This is a genomic window from Streptomyces sp. NPDC054863, assembly GCF_053610825.1.
Genome location: NZ_JBSGZD010000082.1, coordinates 9,983 through 28,516 on the forward strand (window position 1 = coordinate 9,983; position 18,534 = coordinate 28,516).

Consider the following 18,534-nt stretch of genomic DNA (forward strand, 5'->3'; position numbering starts at 1 on the left):
CCACCACGGAACGTCACAGGCCACCGGCTCCGGCGCAAGCTGACGGGCAGGCCCTACCGGGCAGCTGCGCCCGGCTCCGAACGGGGCGCGGGCTCAGGGCCCCACTGTCTGCACCACACTTGGAGGAACCCTCCGCGACCGCGTTCCGCTCCGCCCACGCAGGAACCCACGCAGGAACCCACGCAGGAACCCACGCAGGAACTCAGGCATGAACTCACGCATGACGAACGGACTCATGAACCCCGAAACGCTCCTGGACGTACTGCTGGACGCGGCCCGCCGGGCCCCCGCACAGGTCGTCGTCCACGTCCGCGGTGACGGCAGCGAGGTGGCCGTCACCTTCCGGCAGCTCCTCGACGAGTCCCTGCGCGTCGCGGGCGGCTTGCGCGACGCGGCGGTCGCGCCCGGTACCTGCCTGCCCTTGCTCGCGGAACGCAGCGAGGACTTCCAGCCCATGTTCTGGGGTGCGCTCGCGGCCGGTCTGGTCCCGGTGCCGCTCGCGCCCGACACCCGGCAGGTCGGTCCGGTGTGGGAGCACCTCGGCCGCCCGCCCGTCGTGGTGGACGCGGCATGCGCGAACGTGGCCGACGAACTGCCGCAACCGGTCGAGGTGTTGCGACTGGAGACGTTGCGGGACTGTCTCACGCCGGCCCAACCCGCCACACCAACCCCCTGCGACCTGGCGTTTCTTCAATTCTCCTCCGGCAGTACCGGAGCCCCCAAGGGCGTGGAGCTCACCCATGCCACCGTGGTGGCCAACCTGCGTCAGATCATCGCGGCTTCCGCTCTCTCCGAGCGGGACGTCCTGGTCGGCTGGATGCCGTACTTCCACGACATGGGCCTCATCGGTACCCATCTGGCGCCGCTGGCGGCGCACGCGAAGCAGGTGAAGATCGCTCCGCTCTCCTTCGCGAAGAGTCCACGCCTGTGGGTCGACGTGGCCGCCAGCCACCGGGCGACGGTCCTGTCGGCCGCCAACTTCGCGCTCGCGCTGGCCGTTCGCCGCATTCCCGAGGAGGTGCTCTCCGGGCTCGACCTGAGCTCCGTTCGGCTGATCCTGGTGGGCGCCGAACCGATCTCCGCGACGGTGTGGCGGGCCTTCGCCGCCAAGATGCGGCCGGCCAGACTGGACCCGCGGGCGGCGACTCCCGTGTACGGACTGGCCGAGGCCACCTTGGCCGTCACGTTCCCGCCGCTGGGCGAAGTGGCCGTTCCGGTCGCCCTGGAGCGGGCGGCGTTCAGCCGGGGCCGGGCGGTGGAGCGCGAACCGGGCGGCGACGCCCTGGAAGTGATGGACGTCGGCGTACCGGTGCCCGGCTGCTCGGTCCGGATCACCGACCACTCCCGCAGGCCACTGGGCGACCGGCAGGTGGGACACATCGAGGTGAGCGGCCCGCAGGTCGCCCGCGGCTATCACCGGTTGCCGAAGACGACGGCAGGGTCCTTCACCGGCACCTGGCTGCGCACCGGGGACCTGGGATTCCTGCGGGACGGCCGGCTGTGTGTCAGCGGCCGTCACAAGGACGTCCTCTTCCTCAACGGCCGCACCTTCCACGCCCCCGACATGGAGGAGGTCGCGAGCGAGAGCCCCGGGCTGCCGCCGGGAAACCCGGCGGTGATCGGTTCGACCGACCCGGCGACCGGCGGCGAGCGAGTGATCGTCTTCATCCCCTGGGCCCGGCCGCCACGCGGCGCCGCCGAGGTCCTGGACGAGGTCGCACGGCGGATCCGTGCCGCGCTGCGCCACGACGACGTACGCGTACTCGCGCTGCCGCCTTCGGCCTTCCCGCGGACCACGAGCGGCAAGTTGCAGAGGCATCGCATGCGCGCGCGTTTCGAGGCGGGTTCGTACCGGCCCCTCGCGTCGTCCGGGATCCCGGACGAGGCAGCGGCCAAGCCGTCGACGGGGCCGTCGGCCAAGCCGTCGGTCGGGCCGTCGACCGGTCCGGAGGGGCCGCGCCCGGCGCCCCGCCACCGCGGTGACGTGCGGCAGACGGTGCGCGACGCCTGGGCACGCGTACTGGGGCTGTCCGAGGAGTCCTTCGGCGACCGGGACCGGTTCGCCGATCTGGGGGGCACCTCGCTGAAAGCCATGGAGACGCTTGCCGAGTTGGAACAGGTCCTGGAGATCACCCTGGCCCCTGCCGTGATGCGCAACGACACCGTCGCCACGCTCACCGATCATCTGCTGGCCGCGGCGGAGGAGAAGACGGGAGAGAACACGGGGAAGAGGACGGGGGAGAACACGGCGCCGGGGTCGCCCACCCCGCACGAACGGGCCCTGCCGCACACGGCGGGCGACGTGAGCGCGACAGCGGTCGTCGCGATGGCCTGCCGGTTCCCCGGCGCGAGCACACCGGAGGAATTCTGGGAACTGCTGACAGCAGGCCGCGACGCCGTCACCGACGTCCCACCGGACCGCTGGGCCACCGCGCTTGCCGAGGAGGTGCCGCCCGGGCCGTCGCCCGCCGCGTCCACGCCCGGGCCGCCGCCCACTGCGTCCGCCGGGCGCCGGGGGGCGTTCCTGGACGACCCCTACGCATTCGACGCCGAACATTTCGGCATCGGCGACGAGGAGGCCCGCTCGCTGGATCCGCAGGCCCGGATCTTCCTCGAACTGGCTCATGAGGCCCTGGAACGAGCCGGTTACGCCGGACCCCGACGGCTCGGCCTGAGGGTCGGTGTCTTCGCCGCCGCCGGAGACAGCGGCTACCGGCAGATCCTCGCAGGTGCCTCTCCCGCCCCGGCACCGTCCGCGACGACCCTGACGGGCAATCTGCCGAACCTGATGGCCGCCCGGGTCTCGCAGTCCCTGGACCTGGACGGTCCGGCGCTCGTCGTGGACACCGCGTGTTCATCGGGTCTGGTCGCCCTGCACCTGGCGCGGCGCAGCCTCGCGGACGGCGAGTGCGACATCGCCGTCGTCGGCGGGGTCAACCTTCATCTCACTCCGGACGGATACCAGGCCCTGGAGGCTGCACAGGCGCTGTCGCCCGGCGGACGCAGCCGCGCCTTCAGCACGGCGGCCGACGGGTTCGTACCCGGTGAGGGAGGTGCGGCCCTCGTCCTGCGACGCCTGCCGGACGCCCACCGGGACGGCGACGAGGTACTCGCCGTCGTGCGGGGCACCGCGGTCAACAACGACGGCGCGTCGCTGAGCCTGATGGCGCCCAACCCCCTGCGGCAGCGGGAGGTGATCACTCGCGCGTACGAGGTCTGTGGCGTCGACCCGGCGTCCGTGACCTATGTCGAGGCCCACGGGACGGGCACGGCCATAGGCGACCCCATCGAACTGCGGTCCTTGGCGCACGTCTTCCCGGCCGGCCCGGACGGCCGGCCGCGGCTGCTCGGCTCGGTGAAGACGAACATCGGGCATCTGCTGAACGCGGCTGCCCTGCCCTCACTGGTGAAGGTGGTGCTGGCGCTCGGACACGGCAGGCTGCCCGCCTCCCTCCACCACACACCGCCGTCGCCCGCGGTCGAGCGGTCCGGATTCGCACTGGTCACCGAGCCGGTCGCGTGGCCGTCGTCCGGCCCGCGCAGAGCCGGCGTCAACGCCTTCGGCTTCGGCGGCACGAACGCGCACGCGGTGCTGGAGCAGGCGCCGCCGGCTGCGGGGCAGGCCCAGCGCCGGGGCGGCGGCCCGCACCTGATGACGCTGTCGGCGGGCAGCAGAGCCGGTCTGGACGCCTGGGCGGCCTGTCTCCTGGAGCACCTGTCCAGCCACCCGGAGCTGGACGAGGGCGAGGTGTGCCTGGCCGCGGCGACCTCACGCGACGAGGGTGCCCACCGCCTCGCCGTGGTGGCCGACGGCGACCTCCAAGAACGCCTGGCCGCGGCGGCCGGCCCCGGTGGCGACCGCCTGCCGGGAACGGTCACGGGGACGGTGACGAACCGTCCGCGGACCGTCTTCGTGTTCCCCGGCCAGGGCGCGCTCCGGCCGGGCCAGGGCCGTGCGCTCCACGCGACGGCGCCGGCCTACCGCGACACACTCGACGAGGCGTCCGCCCTGGTCGGCGCGGTGAACGGGCGGGAGCTGACCGGCTGGTGCGTAGATTCCGAAGTGGACGCGGCAGCCCAGGCCGCGACCGAAGTGGCGCAACCACTGCTCGTGGCCCACGGGGTGGCGCTCGCCCGGCAGTTGCTGGAATGGGGCGTACGGCCGGACGCGCTGGTCGGGCACAGTGTCGGCGAACTCGCCGCCGCCTGCGCCGGCGGAATGCTGTCGCTCGCCGACGCGCTGGCATTCGCGGCGGAACGCGGACGGCTCATGGGGACGTCGACCCCGCCGGGCGCGATGGTGGCGGTGCGGGGAGCCGACGAGGAGAGCGTGGCCGCCCTGGTCGCGGCGGCTCCGGGGGAGCTCGCGGTCGCCGCGTACAACGGTCCCGGCAGGCTGGTGCTCTCCGGAAGCCCCGGCGCGGTCGGACGGGCGGCGGAGAAGCTCTCCGCACAGGGGGCGGCCGTCCGCACGCTGGAAGTGTCGCGCGCCTTCCACTCGCCCCTGATGGAACCGATCGCCCAGGCCCTGGCCGACGCGGCACGCGCCGTGCAGGTCACCGCTCCCGGCCTGCCGGTGATGAGCACGCTCACCGCCGAGTGGCATCCGCCCATGGACCCGGACCACCTGCGTGAACACGCCCTGCGGCCGGTGCTGTTCGGGCGGGCCGTGACGCGGCTGCTGGAGGAGGGCTACGACACGTTCGTGGAACTCGGCTCGCAGGAGAGCCTCACAGGTCCCGTACGCGCGGCTGCCGCGCGGCACCGGAGTGCCGGTGCGGCCGACGTCGACGGAGAGGTACTCGTGCTGTCCGCCCCCTTCGAGCCGGAGCGTTTCCGGGCGCCCCGGGACGCTGCCGCGGGCGGGGCGCGGGAACTACTGGCAACGGTGGCGCACTTGTGGGCTCGCGGTGTGGGCCTGAATCGTGCGGAACCCGACGAGGGCCGCAGGCGGGTCCCTCTGCCGCCCTATCCGTACCAGCGGCGTCACTACGGGCCCGGGGCCGGGGAGCGCAAGCTGCTGCGCCACGTCACCTGGCGGACCGAGCCCTTGACCACGGACCGTCGCTGCGGACCTGTACTGGTGACGGGCGCCGACCCGACGGCCGTGCGCGAGCTCACGCGACGTCTCGCGGAACAGGACGTACAGACCGACGTGGCCCCCGGCACCCGCCCCGAGACGGTGCTTCTCCTGGCCGGACCTGCCGGTCACGGCACGGCAGCGGAGTTCGACCGGATCCAGCGTGCGCTGGTCACGGCGTTCCAGGAGGCTCTCACCCTGTTCGCACTGACGAAGGCCCGCCGGCTGCTGGTCGTGACCGAGGACGCGCATGCCACCGGATACGGATGCGAGCGACCGGACCCGGCACAGGCGGTGCTGGGCGGTCTGGCACTGGCCGTGCCGTCGGAGTACGCCGGAACGGTTGCCGACTGGGTCGACCTCTGTTCACTGGACGATGCCGGGCAGCGGCTCGGGGCCGTCCTCGCCGAGGCGACGGCGCCGCGGACGGCCGGGGCCGTCGCCTGGCGGGACGGACAGCGCCTGGTGCGGACCGTCGCGGCAGAAGTAGCAGAAGTAGCAGAAGTAGCAACAGAAGCGGCGGAAGCGGCGGAAGGGGCGGATCTGTCCGGCACCCGGTACCGGATGCCCGCCGACGGCACCTTCCTGATCACGGGAGGCGGTGGGGGCCTCGGTTCCGCACTGGCCCGGGAACTCGCCGCCCGTGGCCGGCCGGTGCTCTGCCTCACGGGCCGTTCCCCGCAGCCGCCCGCGGGTCTTCTGGAGGAGCTCACCGGTCTCGGCGCCGACGCCCGATACCACCGGGCCGACCTCGCCGTGCGCGACGACGTCGAGGCGCTGGTGGCCGCGCTGCCTCCCGTGGACGCCCTCTTCCACGCGGCCGGAGTGGTGCGGCCCGGGAGTCTGCGCGGGACGAGGGTGGAGGAGACGGCAGAGGCGCTGGGGGCGAAGACGCTCGGCACCGTGCTGCTGTCCGAGGCATTGCGCCGACGGGGTCGGCACCCCGAGGTGTGCGTGGCGTTCTCCTCCGTCTCCTCGGTACTGCCAGGACTGGCCGGGGCACTCGGTTCCTACGCGGCTGCGAACTCCTTTCTGGACGCGTTCGCCGGCGCCGAGCGGCAGGCGGGGCGGCCATGGCTGTCGGTGAACTTCGGGCCGTTCGCGCAGACGGGTCTCGCCGCCCCGTTCGCCGGCGATGTCCTCACCCATGAGGCGGGCCGCCCGCTGGCAACCGCGCCGGCCCTGGCGGCCCTGCTGTCCGTCTGCGGCACGGACCTGGCTCAACTGGTCATCGCCGACAGGGCGGTTCCGCCGGATCGCGCGTCCACCCGGCCCGCGCAGGCGCGCAGGCCACTGCCCGCGCCACTGCCCACGACCGGGCCCACGTCCGGACCCACGTCCGCCGCGCCGGACGCGGTGACCTCCGCGTCCCGCACCTCCGCGTCCGGCACATCCGCCGTGCTGCGGGAACTGCTGGCGCAGTCACTGGGAGTTCCGGCGTCCGCCGTGGACGACGACGCGCCGTTCCTCTCGATGGGGCTGGACTCGCTGGGCGCGGTCGACCTCGTCAAACGGCTCGAACGCCGAGTGGGGCGGCAGCTGCCTGCCACGCTCTTCTTCGAATACCGGACCGTACGCGAGCTGACGGCCCATCTGGACATGGCCACCGGGGCCACCGGAGCTGCTGGGGCCACCGGGGCCGTCGCCGACACGGATGGGGTACGAGAGCCCTCGCCCGGGCCGGTGGCGGACTCCGCCCCCTTTCCCCTGACCCCCGTACAACTGGCCCTGTACACCAGCAGTCGGCTGCACCCCGACGTACCGGCCCGCGGTCACCTGCGCATGACGGTCCGCGGCCCCCTGGACACCCACGTGCTCGGCCTGGCACTGGCCGAACTGGCGGAGCGGCACGGCATGCTGCGCATGCGGGTCGAGGACTCGGCCACGGGGCCGGTGCAGCGCCTGGCACCTGCCGCACCGCTGTCGGCCTGGTACGAGGTCCGCGAGTGCGGTGCGGAGCAGGTGGCCGGCCTGGAGACAGCGCTGTGCAACCAGCCCTTCGACCTGTCCACCGGAGCGCCCCTGCGAGCCGTGCTGCTCCGTCAGGAGCCCTCCTTTGCACACCTGTTGCTGGTGGCGCACCATGCCGCGGCGGACGGATACAGCCTGAACATCCTGGCCGAGGACCTGTGGTCGCTGTACACCGTGCTGTGGCGGGGGGAGCGTCCGGCCCCGGAGCCGGACGCGCCGAGCTTCGCGACGTACGCCGCGCTGAGCGCCCGGTCCGCCGACACCGGCGCGTCGGAAGCCGACCGCCGCTACTGGGCAGATCGCCTGACCGGGAGGGGCGAACCGCTGCGGCTGCCGTACGACGGTGATCCCGACGCACCCCCCACGGGCCCCCTCCGGCAGCACTACGGCTCGCTCGACGCGACACTCACCGCCCGCCTGGAGCGGCTGGCCTCCGCACACGAGGTGTCCCTGTTCCATCTGCTGCTCGCCGCCCACGTACGCTGCCTGGCGCGGTGGACGGGGCGCCAGGACATCGCGGTCAACGTGGCCCGTGCCGGGCGTGAGGAACGCTTCGACGGTGTGGACCGGCTCGTCGGTCCCTTCGCCGACACCCTTCCCCTGCTGTGCGGGACGGCCCTCGACGGGCCGGTCACGGCGCTGGCCCAACGGCTGCGCCACACCTGGCTGGAGAGCGAACGGCACTCCGCGGTGAGCAGTCTGGACCTGGCCGGCCTCCTGCCCGGCGGTGGCCCGCGCACGGTGAGCCCGGCGGGCTTCAGCTTCGCCCGCTTCCCGGCACGCCTCGGGGCCGATTGCCCGGTCGAGATACGGGCCGACGCGGCCGGAACCGGATCGGCCGCAACCCGGCTGAGCCTGCTCTGCTGGGCGGACGGGCCCTTGTTGCGCATGTCGTGGAACTTCCCGGACCGGCTGTTCGAACCCGCGACGGTGGCCCGGCTGGACCAGGAGTACCGCGAGGAACTGGCCGCGCTGGGCACCTCCCCGGAACAGTCCGTACCGGACCCCGCCGTCCCCTCGGCGCCCACACCGCCCGGCGAGGCACCCACACCGCCCGGCGAGGCACCCACGCCGCCCGGCGAGGCGGACGCCCAGCCCGGCGAGGTGGACGCACGGCGCGGTGTGGTCGGCCGACTGCTGAGGCAGTTCCGTGCCATGCCCGACGCGACCGCCGTGGAAGACGGCACAACTCCTCTGACCTACGCGGCACTCGACCGAGCCTCCCGTCTGCTCGCCACCCGGTTGCGCGCCGACGGCGTACGCACGGGCCAGTTGGTCGGACTGCTCACCGAGCCGGGTCCTGACACCGTGATCGGCGTGGTCGGCATCCTGCGTGCCGGGGCCGGCTGGGTTCCGCTCGACGCGGCGCATCCTCCCGCCCGGCTGGCGGACCAGCTGCAGCGCGCGCACGTCTCCACCGTGGTGTGCCACGCGCCGACCCTGCGCACCGCCGACTCCCTCGACGGCATGCGGACGGTACGCGGCGACGGCCCGCCGGATCCGGGAGCTGATGACGGCCCGCCGGATCCGAGGGCGGACGACCTCGCCCCCGTACCCGTGCCCGACGCCGAGGCCACCGCGTACGTCATCTTCACCTCGGGCTCCACCGGGCGCCCGAAGGCGGTCCCGATCACGTACCGGGCGATGGAGAACTACCTCGACTGGGCCCTCGCCACCTTCGGCTACGGCGCCGGTGACCGTCTGGCGCAGACCGCCTCGCCGTGCTTCGACGCCTCCGTGCGCCAACTGCTCGCGCCGCTCCTGGTGGGCGCCGCCGTGGTGACCGTACCGCGAGAGCTGTTGCGGGACCCCGAGTTGCTCCTGGCGTACGCGGAAGCGACCCGGATCACCGTGTGGAGTTCCGTCCCGACACTGTGGGAACAATTGCTGTCGGCCGCCGAGGACCGGGTGCGACGGGGAGCGGGACGACCCGACCTGTCGGCGCTGCGCTGGGTGCACGTGGGCGGCGAGGCACTGCCCGCCTCGTACGTACGCCGGTGGTTCGACCTCTTCGGCGCCGGACAGCGCATCGCGAATCTGTACGGTCCCACCGAGGCGACCGTCAACGCCACCTGCCACGTCATCTCCACGCGTCCGGACGACGACCTGAAGACTCTGCCGATCGGACGTCCGGTCACCGGCACAGACCTGTCGGTCGTCGGAACCGACGGGGCACCCTGCCGTCCTGACGAGCCGGGCGAACTGCTGATCGCGGGCGTGGGTCTGACACCCGGCTACCTGGATGAACCCGAGCTGACCGCTCAGGCGTTCACGGTCCTGGGCGGACGCCGGTGGTACCGCAGCGGCGACCGGGTCCGGTTCCGTGGAGACGGCGCTCTGGAGTTCATCGGACGGATCGACGGCCAGGTGAAGATACGTGGCAACCGGGTGGAGCCGGGAGAGGTCGAGGCAGCACTCCGGACGCATCCCTGCATCGCAGGAGCCTCGGTCGTCGCACGCGAGGGGCGACTGCTCGCTTACGTCACCGCCCGTCCCGGAGCCGGGCGACCGGAGCCGCGCACGGTACGCCGCCACCTGGCGGGCCTTCTTCCGCCTTACATGGTCCCGGTGCGGATCACCGTGCTGGACGAGCTGCCGCTCACCGGGACGGGCAAGGTCGATCGCCGTGCGCTCGCCGATCTCCCCGTACGGAAGGAAGGTGCCGGTGATCCGCCCGAGGACTCACCCCGCACACCGACGGAGCAGCAACTCGCCGCCATTTGGCAGGAGTTGCTCGGGGTCGACGCCGTCCGCCGGGAGGACGACTTCTTCGACCTGGGCGGAGACTCGATGCTCGTCCTCCAGGTGTTCGCGCGCCTCGGCGAGGCCGGGGCACCGCTGCCCCGGCCGACCGTGATCTACGAACACCGCACCCTGGCCGAGCTCGCCGCGGTCGTGGACGCGACCGTCGCGGGAGGGCACGGCGGCACTGCCACAGTCGGCGCTGCCCCCGAGGCTGCCGCGACGACGGCGCACCATCCGGCTCCCTTCCCCGTCACACCGGCCCAGCGCGGTTTCCTGCTCGCGGAGGCCATCTCGCCGGGCGGAAGCGGTTCCTGGCCGGCGCGGCTGCGGCTGTCCGGCCGGCTGGACCCCGAGGTGTTCCAGGCTTCGGTGGACCTGCTCGTGGAACGCCACGGCATGCTGCGTACGGTCTTCCCCTCCGGTACCCGGCCACCTGTGCAGCAGGAACTCCCGCCCTCGCTGCGACTGCCGGTCGTGTTCGAGACGCTCACCGACCGCGCCGAGGTGGCCGGCCGTGCGGCGGCCGAGGCGAAGCGGCGCTTCGAGCCGTGGGCCTGGCCGCTGCTGCGGCTCCGGGTCCTCAGCCTCGGGGAGCATGAGCACGTGCTCCTGGTGCACGCACACCACCTCATCGGCGACGGCTACAGCGCCGCGCTGCTCGTACAGGAGCTGACCGAGGTCTACGACCGTCTGGCCGCGGGCCGCACCGCGGACCTGCCCGCGCCGCGCGCCACCTTCCGCGACCACGCCCTGCTGGCGGCGTCTGCGGCCGAGGAACAGCCCGCCGCCGCGCCGGGCGCTGCGGAGCGCCGGGCCCGGGTGGACGCCCCGTACCGGCGCCCGGTGCTGCGCGGCACCGAAGGAGGCGGGACCGAAGGCAACAGCACCGTAGGAGGCGGCACCGTAGGAGGCGGAACGGAAGGCGACAGTGGTGCGGGGCGTGAGGATGCACCCTTCCGGTCATCGGGGTTCGTGCTCGACGCGGATCGGACGGCTGCGCTGCGGGCGCTCGCGGCGCGGGCGGGAGCGACTCTGTACGCGCCGCTCCTCACTGCTTACTACCAGCAGTTGGCCCGGCTGACCGGCCGTACGGACCTGATCGTCGGCCTGGCGGTGAGCGGCCGTGACCGCCCGCTGCCCGACGTGCACCGCATCTTCGGCCCGTTCGCCACGGCCGTTCCCGTACGGCCTGCGGCCGGGCCGGACGACCAGCGTGGGGCAGCGGACTTCGGTGAGGCCCTGCGCCGGGTCGTGGCCGAGGCCGAGGAGGCGCGCAGACACGAGGACATCGTGCCCCGCGATGCCGACGGTCTTCCGCTGACGTCGCAGTTCTTCTTCACCTTCCTCGACTTCTCCGTGCCCGCCACCTCGCACGAGCAGTCGCTGACCGTGTCGTGGGACGACGGGGACGGCGCGTTCGCGCCGCCGTCGTCGGCGACGGACGTCTTCCTCGCCGTACGGCCGGAGGGCGCCGGGCTGCGGGTGACGCTGCGAGGGTCCGCCGCGGCCTTCTCCCCGGCCGCGCTGGAGGCCTTCGCGCGGGCGCTCAGGGAACGGCTCGCACGCGCCGTGGGCCGGCGTGGCGCGAACCGCCCGTCGGACCCGTCGGGCCGGAGGAGGACGATGGACGCCGCACTGGTCGGATATCTGCCGGCCCCCGGCCATCTGGCGCGACTGGCGGGGCTGCCCGAGGACTCGCTGCGGCGCGAACACCTGCGCGGGCTGCTCTTCCCCGCCGGCGCGCCGCGCCTGCTGGAGACGGTCCTGACCCCGCTGGGGAGGTCGGGCTTCGTCTGCCTGCCCCTCTTCGCCGACGAACTGGACCGGGATGCCGGGCTCGTCGCACACTCCGCCCGCGCGGTGTCGCTCGCCTCTTCACTCGGAGCCAGGTGCGTCTCCCTGGCCGGGATGATTCCGTCGCTGACCGGTTACGGCTTCGACGTGCTGCGCTCCGCGGACGGACCGGCGGCCGTGACGACGGGGCACGCGGCGACCGTCGTCTCGGTGGTCCGGACGGTGCACGCGGCGCTCGAAGCCACCGGGCAGGACCTCGCGGACCTGGAGGTGGCGTTCGCCGGTCTCGGCTCGATCGGCGCCTCTTCGCTGGAGCTGTTGCTCTCCCGGGCCGCCCGGCCGCCACGGCGGCTGGTGCTGTGCGACGTACCCGGCAGCGGGCCCCGGTTGCGGCGGTTGGCCCGGCGGCTGCAGGAGCGTGGCCAGGTGGGCGAGGTGGAGGTGGCGGAGTCCCGTCCCGCACTGCCGGACGCGGTGTACGAGGCCGGGCTGCTGGTGACCGCGGTGAGCGGCTCCGGCGCGGTGCTGGACGTGGACCGGTTGGCGCCCGGCACCGTGGTGGTCGACGACTCCTTCCCGCATTGCTTCGACACCGGCCGGGCACTGGCGCGGATGCGCGAACGCAGAGACGTCCTCGTGCTGGGCGGAGGTCTCCTGCACCTCGGCGAGCTGAGCCGGGAGGTCGCCGAAGGACTGCCCGCAGCGGCTACGGCCGGTTATCCGGCCCAGCCGTGGATCGAGGGAACCCTCGCCTCGTGCCGGGTGGAATCACTTCTGCACGCGGCGGACCCCGCCCTGCCGCTGGTGCACGGCCTGGTGGACAAGGCAGCGGCCCTCGCCTACTGGGAAGCCGTGGAACACGCAGGGGTGACGGCGGGTCCGCTGCACCTGCTGGGCCACACGGTCGGGCCGCACCCCCTGGCCGGTGTGCCGACAGGCCCCTGAGGTGCGCCGGCAGCCACAGATCAGGCAGCACACCACCGTGGACGTCCCCACCGTCTCGTGCCCGCCGATCTCAGGCCGCCCGAGGGTGACAGGGTGCGATCGTGGTCGTCCCCGGGCATTGTGGGGCGCGAGGTCATGTCACTGGTGCACCTGGCGGTAGGCCACTGAACTGACGTGAGGTGCTCTCGCGGAACCGGGGCGATCAATGTTTCGTACACAGGCCGCCGACGACGGGGGCGAGCTGCTCGCCAGGCTCGGGGCGCTGACTGCCCAGGCCCGGGAACTCGCGAAGATGCAGCGCTCCCGGGTCGAGCTGGCAGTGGCCCTGCAGCGCGGCATGCTGCCTCAGGACCTGCCGACCCCTCCCGGCGTCCGGCTCGCCGCCGGCTACATGCCCGCCCATCACGGGCTCAACGTCGGGGGAGACTGGTACGACGCCTTCACCATGCCCGACGGGCGTCTCGGCCTGTCCATCGGAGACGTGCAGGGGCACAACATCGAGGCCGCCGCCTTCATGGGGCAGGTCCGGGTGGGCCTGCGCGCACTGGCCCACGTGACGAACGACCCCGGGGAACTGCTTGCGCGTACCAACGATCTCCTGGTTTCCCTGGGTGCGGACCTCTTTGCCACCTGCACCTTTCTCCGGCTCGATCCGGCTACCGGCGTCCTGGAATGTGCCCGGGCCGGCCACATCCCTCACATCTGGGCCACGGCCGACGGCCGGTCCGGTGTCGACGAAGGAGAGTGCGGTCCCCCGCTCGGCGTACTCGAAGGCGCCGAGTACCCCGTGGTCTGCCACCGGCTCACCACGGGTGGCGTCGTGGTGCTGCTGACCGACGGGGTGGTGGAGGGGCCGTCACTGAGTCTCGACGAAGGTCTGCGCCGGGTGATGCGGCTCGCCGAGATCACCGCCGCTGCCGGTCTGGGCATCAACGCTCTCGCGGACGGTGTGATGCGGCTGGCGGACACGGTGGGGCATGAGGACGATGCCGCAGTCCTCGTCGTCGGCCACGAGGGCAGCGCCCCGTAGCGCTACCCACCCCGCAGCGGAGGGGACGGAGCCACCCCGAAGGTTGCGGACGCGCCCACGGGCCCTCGGACCGACACGGGCTGTCGCATGGCCGAAACGGTCGGCGCGGTGTCTGATGGCTGCTGTGTTGGTGACCCGGCGATTCCGCCTGTCCTCGGAGGCAGTCCTCAAGTCGCTGGTCGTTGCCCTCTTGTACTACGTGGCCGGGCGCCTGGGCCTGCTCGGCCGGCTCACCGTCGAAGGCGTGACCGTCACCCCCGTCTGGCCGCCCACCGGCGTCGCCGTCGCCGCACTGCTTGTCTACGGCATGTCGGTCTGGCCCGGGATCGCCGTGGGGTCCTTCCTCGTCATCGCCTCCCTCACCGTGCCCCAGCCCCTCACACTCATCACTGTGGCGGGCAACACCATCGCCCCGATCTGCGCCTTTCTGATGCTGCGCGGAGTCGGTTTCCGGGTCGGCGTCTCACGTGTGCGGGACGGTCTGGCCCTGGTGTTCCTGGGCGGGCTCGGCGCGATGCTGATCAGCGCGACGGCAGGGGTCGGACTTCAGGTGGTGACCGGCGGGTTGGGGACAGGGGAGTTCTGGTCCGTGTGGCTGGCCTGGTGGGTGGGCGATGCGATGGGCGTCCTGCTCGTCACTCCGCTTCTGCTCGTGCTGGTGGGAGCGGCCGGACGAGTGGAACTGAGCCGCTGGAAGGAGATGCTCTGCCTGGGCCTCGCGGCCGTGATCATCCTGCCCCTGGCCGTGCTGGGTGAACTGAGTCTGCTCTTCCTCGTCTTTCCGCTGCTCATCTGGGCAGCATTGCGCTTCCAGTTGGCCGGGAGCATGGTGTGCGCGCTGTTCGCGTCCGTGCTCACCACCTTCGAAGCGAGTTCGCAGCAAGGCGCCTTCTCAGGTCTGTCCGCCATCGAGGTCATGGTCAAACTTCAGGCATTCAACGGTGCGGCCGCACTGACAGCGCTCATGCTGTCCGCGATGGTCGCCGAACAGCGCGCCACCCGGCGATCGGTGCAGAGCGCCTGCCGGGAACTCGCCGAAGTACTGGAGCACCTCGCCGCGGGAGAATCTCCGCCCGAACTGTCCGCCAGGCACGCCGTTGCCTCCCGCACCGGCGACACTGCGACGGGGCCGGACAGACTCCCGGGCGTGTAACGGGCTCCGCCACGGAGGCGGGCAGCGGAGCCCGGGACGCCGGCGCACGAACGGTCATCGGGCTCAGCACGGTGGCGTTGTCCGCGTACGGCGGTGCCCACCGGAGCGCGGTGTCCGGCGTCGGCCGTACGGCCCCGGCCGGTGCAGACTCCTGGAAGACGAGGGCGAAGTTCCTGCCGTGGGCGAGGGCCGGTTCGTACGCTCCGATTGAGGCGAGCAGCAGCCGGGCCGCGGTCTGCGGGCTCGTACGACCGTGTGCACGGGGCCACGCGCAGCCGCACGCAAGGACGTGCGGGGCCGCCGCATGCGCTCTGAACACACACCTCACCGGCCCCGTGAATCACGTCACAGAGAAAACACACGCCCCGTGGGCAACTGTCGCGAATGACCGCGTTCGTTCAAGCGCGTGTCGGCCAGTGGCTCCGGAGGGCATGAATTTTCCCTTCTCCGGCCCGTTCCCCGGTCGTACGATCACGGGACCGCCGCCCGCGTGAGACACCACTCCGCACCGGCGCCCCCCACTCTTTGTCCTTTCTTCTCCTCTTCGAGGTCTCCGCGACCGGAGACCCCCTTCCCAGAAAAGGGCCCGCGTGAAGACACGCCGCATACTCGCGACGGCCGTTGCCGCCGCCGTCACCGCACCCGTACTGCTCCTGTCGGCCACCCCGGCGTTCGCCGCCGACGCGACGCCGGCCGGTCAGGCCGGTCAGGTGCAGGACCAGAAGCCGAAGCCGACCCCGGCCGAGCTGGAGAAGCTCAAGAAGGCCGCCGACGAGGCGAAGACCGCGTACGACACCGCCGTCACCAAGCATGCGGCGGCGCAGAAGTACGCCGACGACTACCTGAAGGACGACAGTCCCGCGCGGAAGCACCTGGCCGAACTGAAGAAGGAGGCCAAGGACGCGGAAGAGGCGTCGACCGCGGCGGACGAGGTGCTGAAGACGGCCCAGGAGGCCCTGGACAAGCTGCCCGCGGGCGCCCCCGAGGCAGATGTCACCAAGGCCAAGGATGCCGTCACGAAGGCGCAGGAGAAGGCCGACCTCGCCGCCAAGGCCGAGATGGAAGCGAAGCGGACCGTCGCGTTCACCGAAGGCGGCCTCTTCAAGGGGTACATGGACGCCAAGATGAAGGCCGACAACGCGGCCGGCGAGGTGACCAAGGCGAAGAAGACGTACGACGACGCGGTCAAGGCGTACGACAAGGCCAAGGCGGAGGCCGGTGTTCCGGACCCGACGAAGCCGCCGGTCGACCCCACCAAGCCGCCGGTCGACCCCACGAAGCCGCCGGTCGGCGAGGACTGCAAGGTCGATGCGAAGCTCGGCACCACGCTGGTCGGACTGCCGGGCAAGGTCGTCGCCGGTACCACGGTGAACTTCACCCTCCGCGTCACCAACGGCACGGACAAGAAGATCGACGAGGTCACCCCGTTCGCCGTGGTCTACGGCGCCAGCAAGAGCGACTTCAACGACATCAGCAGCATGCTGCACCTTCAGGCCGCCGCAGCCGGCTCCTCCGACTGGAAGGACGTCAAGGAGGCCGAGTACGCGGGCACCGTCACCAACCTGGACGCCGGCAAGTCCGCCGACCTGAAGCTGCGCCTCACGGTCGACAAGAAGGCCCCGGCCGCCGAGGGCATCGCCTTCGCGGCCGGAGACTTCTACAACGAGGACGGCTCCTGCGGCGTCAACGAGCTGACGGAGTACCAGTTCTCGATCCTCGCCGCGGGCAGCAAGCCGGGCAAGGTCCCGGACTCCAGGCCCACCCCGGTCACGGACCCCGCCAACGTCCCGGTCCCACAGGGCAACGCGAACACCACCCCGGTCACCACCGACGCGGGCAACCTCGCCGCCACGGGCTCCTCGGGCACCACGCAGATCGCCCTCGCGGCGGGCGCGGCGATCGTGCTCGGTGCGGGCGCGATGGTCGTCGTACGCCGCCGGAAGGCGAGCCGGCAGGCCTGACCGGGCCCGACCGGACGGCGAGCCGGCAGGCCTGAGCCGGCCCGACCGGATGGCGAGCCGGCAGGCCTGAGCCGGCCCGAGCCGAGCCACTGGCACGGTTGCTGCCCGGATCTCCACGCCGGCTCGGGCCGGGTCTCACACGCCACGACCGACCCCACCGACGGGCCGGCCCGCAGAGGGCGGGCACATCGGTGGGGGAGGGGGCGGGGGCCGCCCGGCCACACGCCCGAGCTCCCGCTCCCCGATCTCCGGATTCGGATCGGGGTCCCCGAGGCGGGCGGTCACGCCGTGCCGCCAGTCCTCGGGGACGTGCCTGCGGCCCGCGTCCAGGGCCTGCTGCCGAAGGTTGCGGTCGCGGGTCAACAGCACCGGCTCCCCGCCGTCCTGGCCCTGGGGGTGGACGAGGGCGTGCGCGCACGGGGCTTCAGCCGCGCACAACCCGTGCAACGCCCGTAAAGCCCCGTACGCCTCCCCGTGGTCGAGTCCACCGCATGCCCAACTGGTCGAGCTCCGCCCACCGTTCGTCCAGGGGGGCCGGGACCCCTCGCTGCCACCGCCCTCGTCGCCGGTGGCCCGACTGCCACTGCCGCCGTCCCGCCCGTCCCGTCCGCGCCCTCCGGCCCTGCCCCTGCCGCGGACCGGGTCCTCCCGCCGGGACCGGGGCCCGGTACGCCCCTGCTCAAGTCCGCACCGCTCAAGGGTCTGCCCACCCTCCAGGAGGCCCGCAAACGCGGGCTGCTCGGCGAGGGGGCGCAGGGTGTGAGCCCCCGTGCCTGGCCCGCGCCCTCGTGCACCACCCCGCCGCAGGGCTGGGGCTATCACGACTACCTCAAGCCGGGCGAGTGCCTGACCGAGGGGACGTACATCGCCGTGCACAGCGGCATCGGCCAGTGGTACGAGCTGTGGGTGCACGAGGGCGACCTCGTGCTGTACTTCCACGAGACGTTCGACGGCTACAAGGCTCTGTGGCAGACGGACACGAAGAGCTGGAACGCGTCCCTGTGGATGCAGCGGGACGGCAATGTCGTCCTCTACGACGGGCAGGGAAACCCCCGGTGGAGCCTCGGCACCCAGGGCTGCGGCGGCCAGGGCGCCTGGCTGCGGGTGCAGGCCGACTCCAACCTCGTGCTCTACAGCCGGAGTTGGACGCCGCTCTGGGCGCGGTTCGACGGTCAGGCCGGCCGCCCCTGCTGAACGCGGCGGCCCGGCACCGAAACCGGCCGCGGTCCGGAACGCGTTGTCCCACCGGTCCCTCGCCCACCGGCGCACCACCGCACGGTCCCGCCTGCCGGGCGGGGTACCGGACACGGCTCAGGCGCTCGGCACCGCCGTCGCCGCCTCCCTCGCCGTGACCGCGTCCGCAGGGTCCCAGCCCGCGCGTGGCACCGAGGCCAGCAACAGCCGGGTGTACGGGTGCTGCGGGGCGGCCAGCACCTCCGTGGTGGCCCCCTGCTCCACCACGGTGCCGCGGCGCATCACCAGCACCTCGTCCGTGAGGTGCTGGACGACCGCCAGATCATGGCTGACGAAGACCAGGGCGACCCCGGTGTCCCGGCGGATCTCGCCGAGCAGGGCGAGGATCTGCGCCTGGATCGAGACGTCCAGCGCGGCCACGGCCTCGTCGAGGACCAGCACCTCGGGGTCCACGGCCAGCGCCCGCGCGATGGCGAGGCGCTGACGCTGTCCGCCGGAGAGGCCGTGCGGCAGCGCCTGCGCCTCGCGGGCGCCGAGCCCCACCCGGTCGAGCAGCCCGTCCGCCAGGTCCTCCGGCCGGCCGTGCAGCCGCAGGGCCGTCGTCAGGCACCGGCGGGCGGTGAGGCGCGGGTCCAGCGAGAGGTACGGATCCTGGAAGACC

6 protein-coding genes are annotated in these 18,534 nt (G+C 72.8%); 5 read left to right on the forward strand and 1 reads right to left on the reverse strand.

What is annotated here, in order from left to right; all coding sequences use genetic code 11:
* Positions 1–220 precede the first annotated feature (220 nt).
* The 5 genes from ACWGIG_RS17195 (at position 221) to ACWGIG_RS17215 (ending at position 17,873) form a co-directional block, all read left to right on the forward strand.
* A complete protein-coding gene (locus tag ACWGIG_RS17195; protein WP_453322431.1) occupies positions 221–12,535 on the forward strand; it encodes an amino acid adenylation domain-containing protein in 12,315 nt (4,104 codons plus the stop codon).
* 205 nt (positions 12,536–12,740) lie between these two features.
* Positions 12,741–13,565 (forward strand): PP2C family protein-serine/threonine phosphatase, encoded by an 825-nt coding sequence (locus tag ACWGIG_RS17200; protein WP_453322432.1) that lies wholly within the window; start codon positions 12,741–12,743, stop codon positions 13,563–13,565.
* Positions 13,566–13,680: 115 nt separating this feature from the next.
* A complete protein-coding gene (locus ACWGIG_RS17205; protein WP_453322433.1) occupies positions 13,681–14,718 on the forward strand; it encodes an MASE1 domain-containing protein in 1,038 nt (345 codons plus the stop codon).
* Between the two features lie 590 nt (positions 14,719–15,308).
* Complete coding sequence (locus tag ACWGIG_RS17210; protein WP_453322434.1) at positions 15,309–16,679, forward strand: LPXTG cell wall anchor domain-containing protein; 1,371 nt, start codon at positions 15,309–15,311, stop codon at positions 16,677–16,679.
* Between the two features lie 759 nt (positions 16,680–17,438).
* Entirely contained in the window at positions 17,439–17,873 is a 435-nt protein-coding gene (locus tag ACWGIG_RS17215) for a hypothetical protein (RefSeq protein ID WP_453322435.1), read from the forward strand.
* A 117-nt stretch (positions 17,874–17,990) separates the two neighbouring features.
* Here ACWGIG_RS17215 and ACWGIG_RS17220 read toward each other — a convergent pair.
* Positions 17,991–18,534, reverse strand: a 544-nt coding sequence (locus tag ACWGIG_RS17220) for an ATP-binding cassette domain-containing protein (RefSeq protein WP_453322436.1), incomplete at its 5' end; no start/stop codon positions are given.

Coding starts and splice junctions, on each gene's coding strand:
- ACWGIG_RS17205 (WP_453322433.1), top strand. CDS start 13,681: ATGGCTGCTGTGTTGGTGACCCGGCGATTCCGCCTGTCCTCGGAGGCA.
- ACWGIG_RS17195 (WP_453322431.1), top strand. CDS start 221: ATGACGAACGGACTCATGAACCCCGAAACGCTCCTGGACGTACTGCTG.
- ACWGIG_RS17200 (WP_453322432.1), top strand. CDS start 12,741: ATGTTTCGTACACAGGCCGCCGACGACGGGGGCGAGCTGCTCGCCAGG.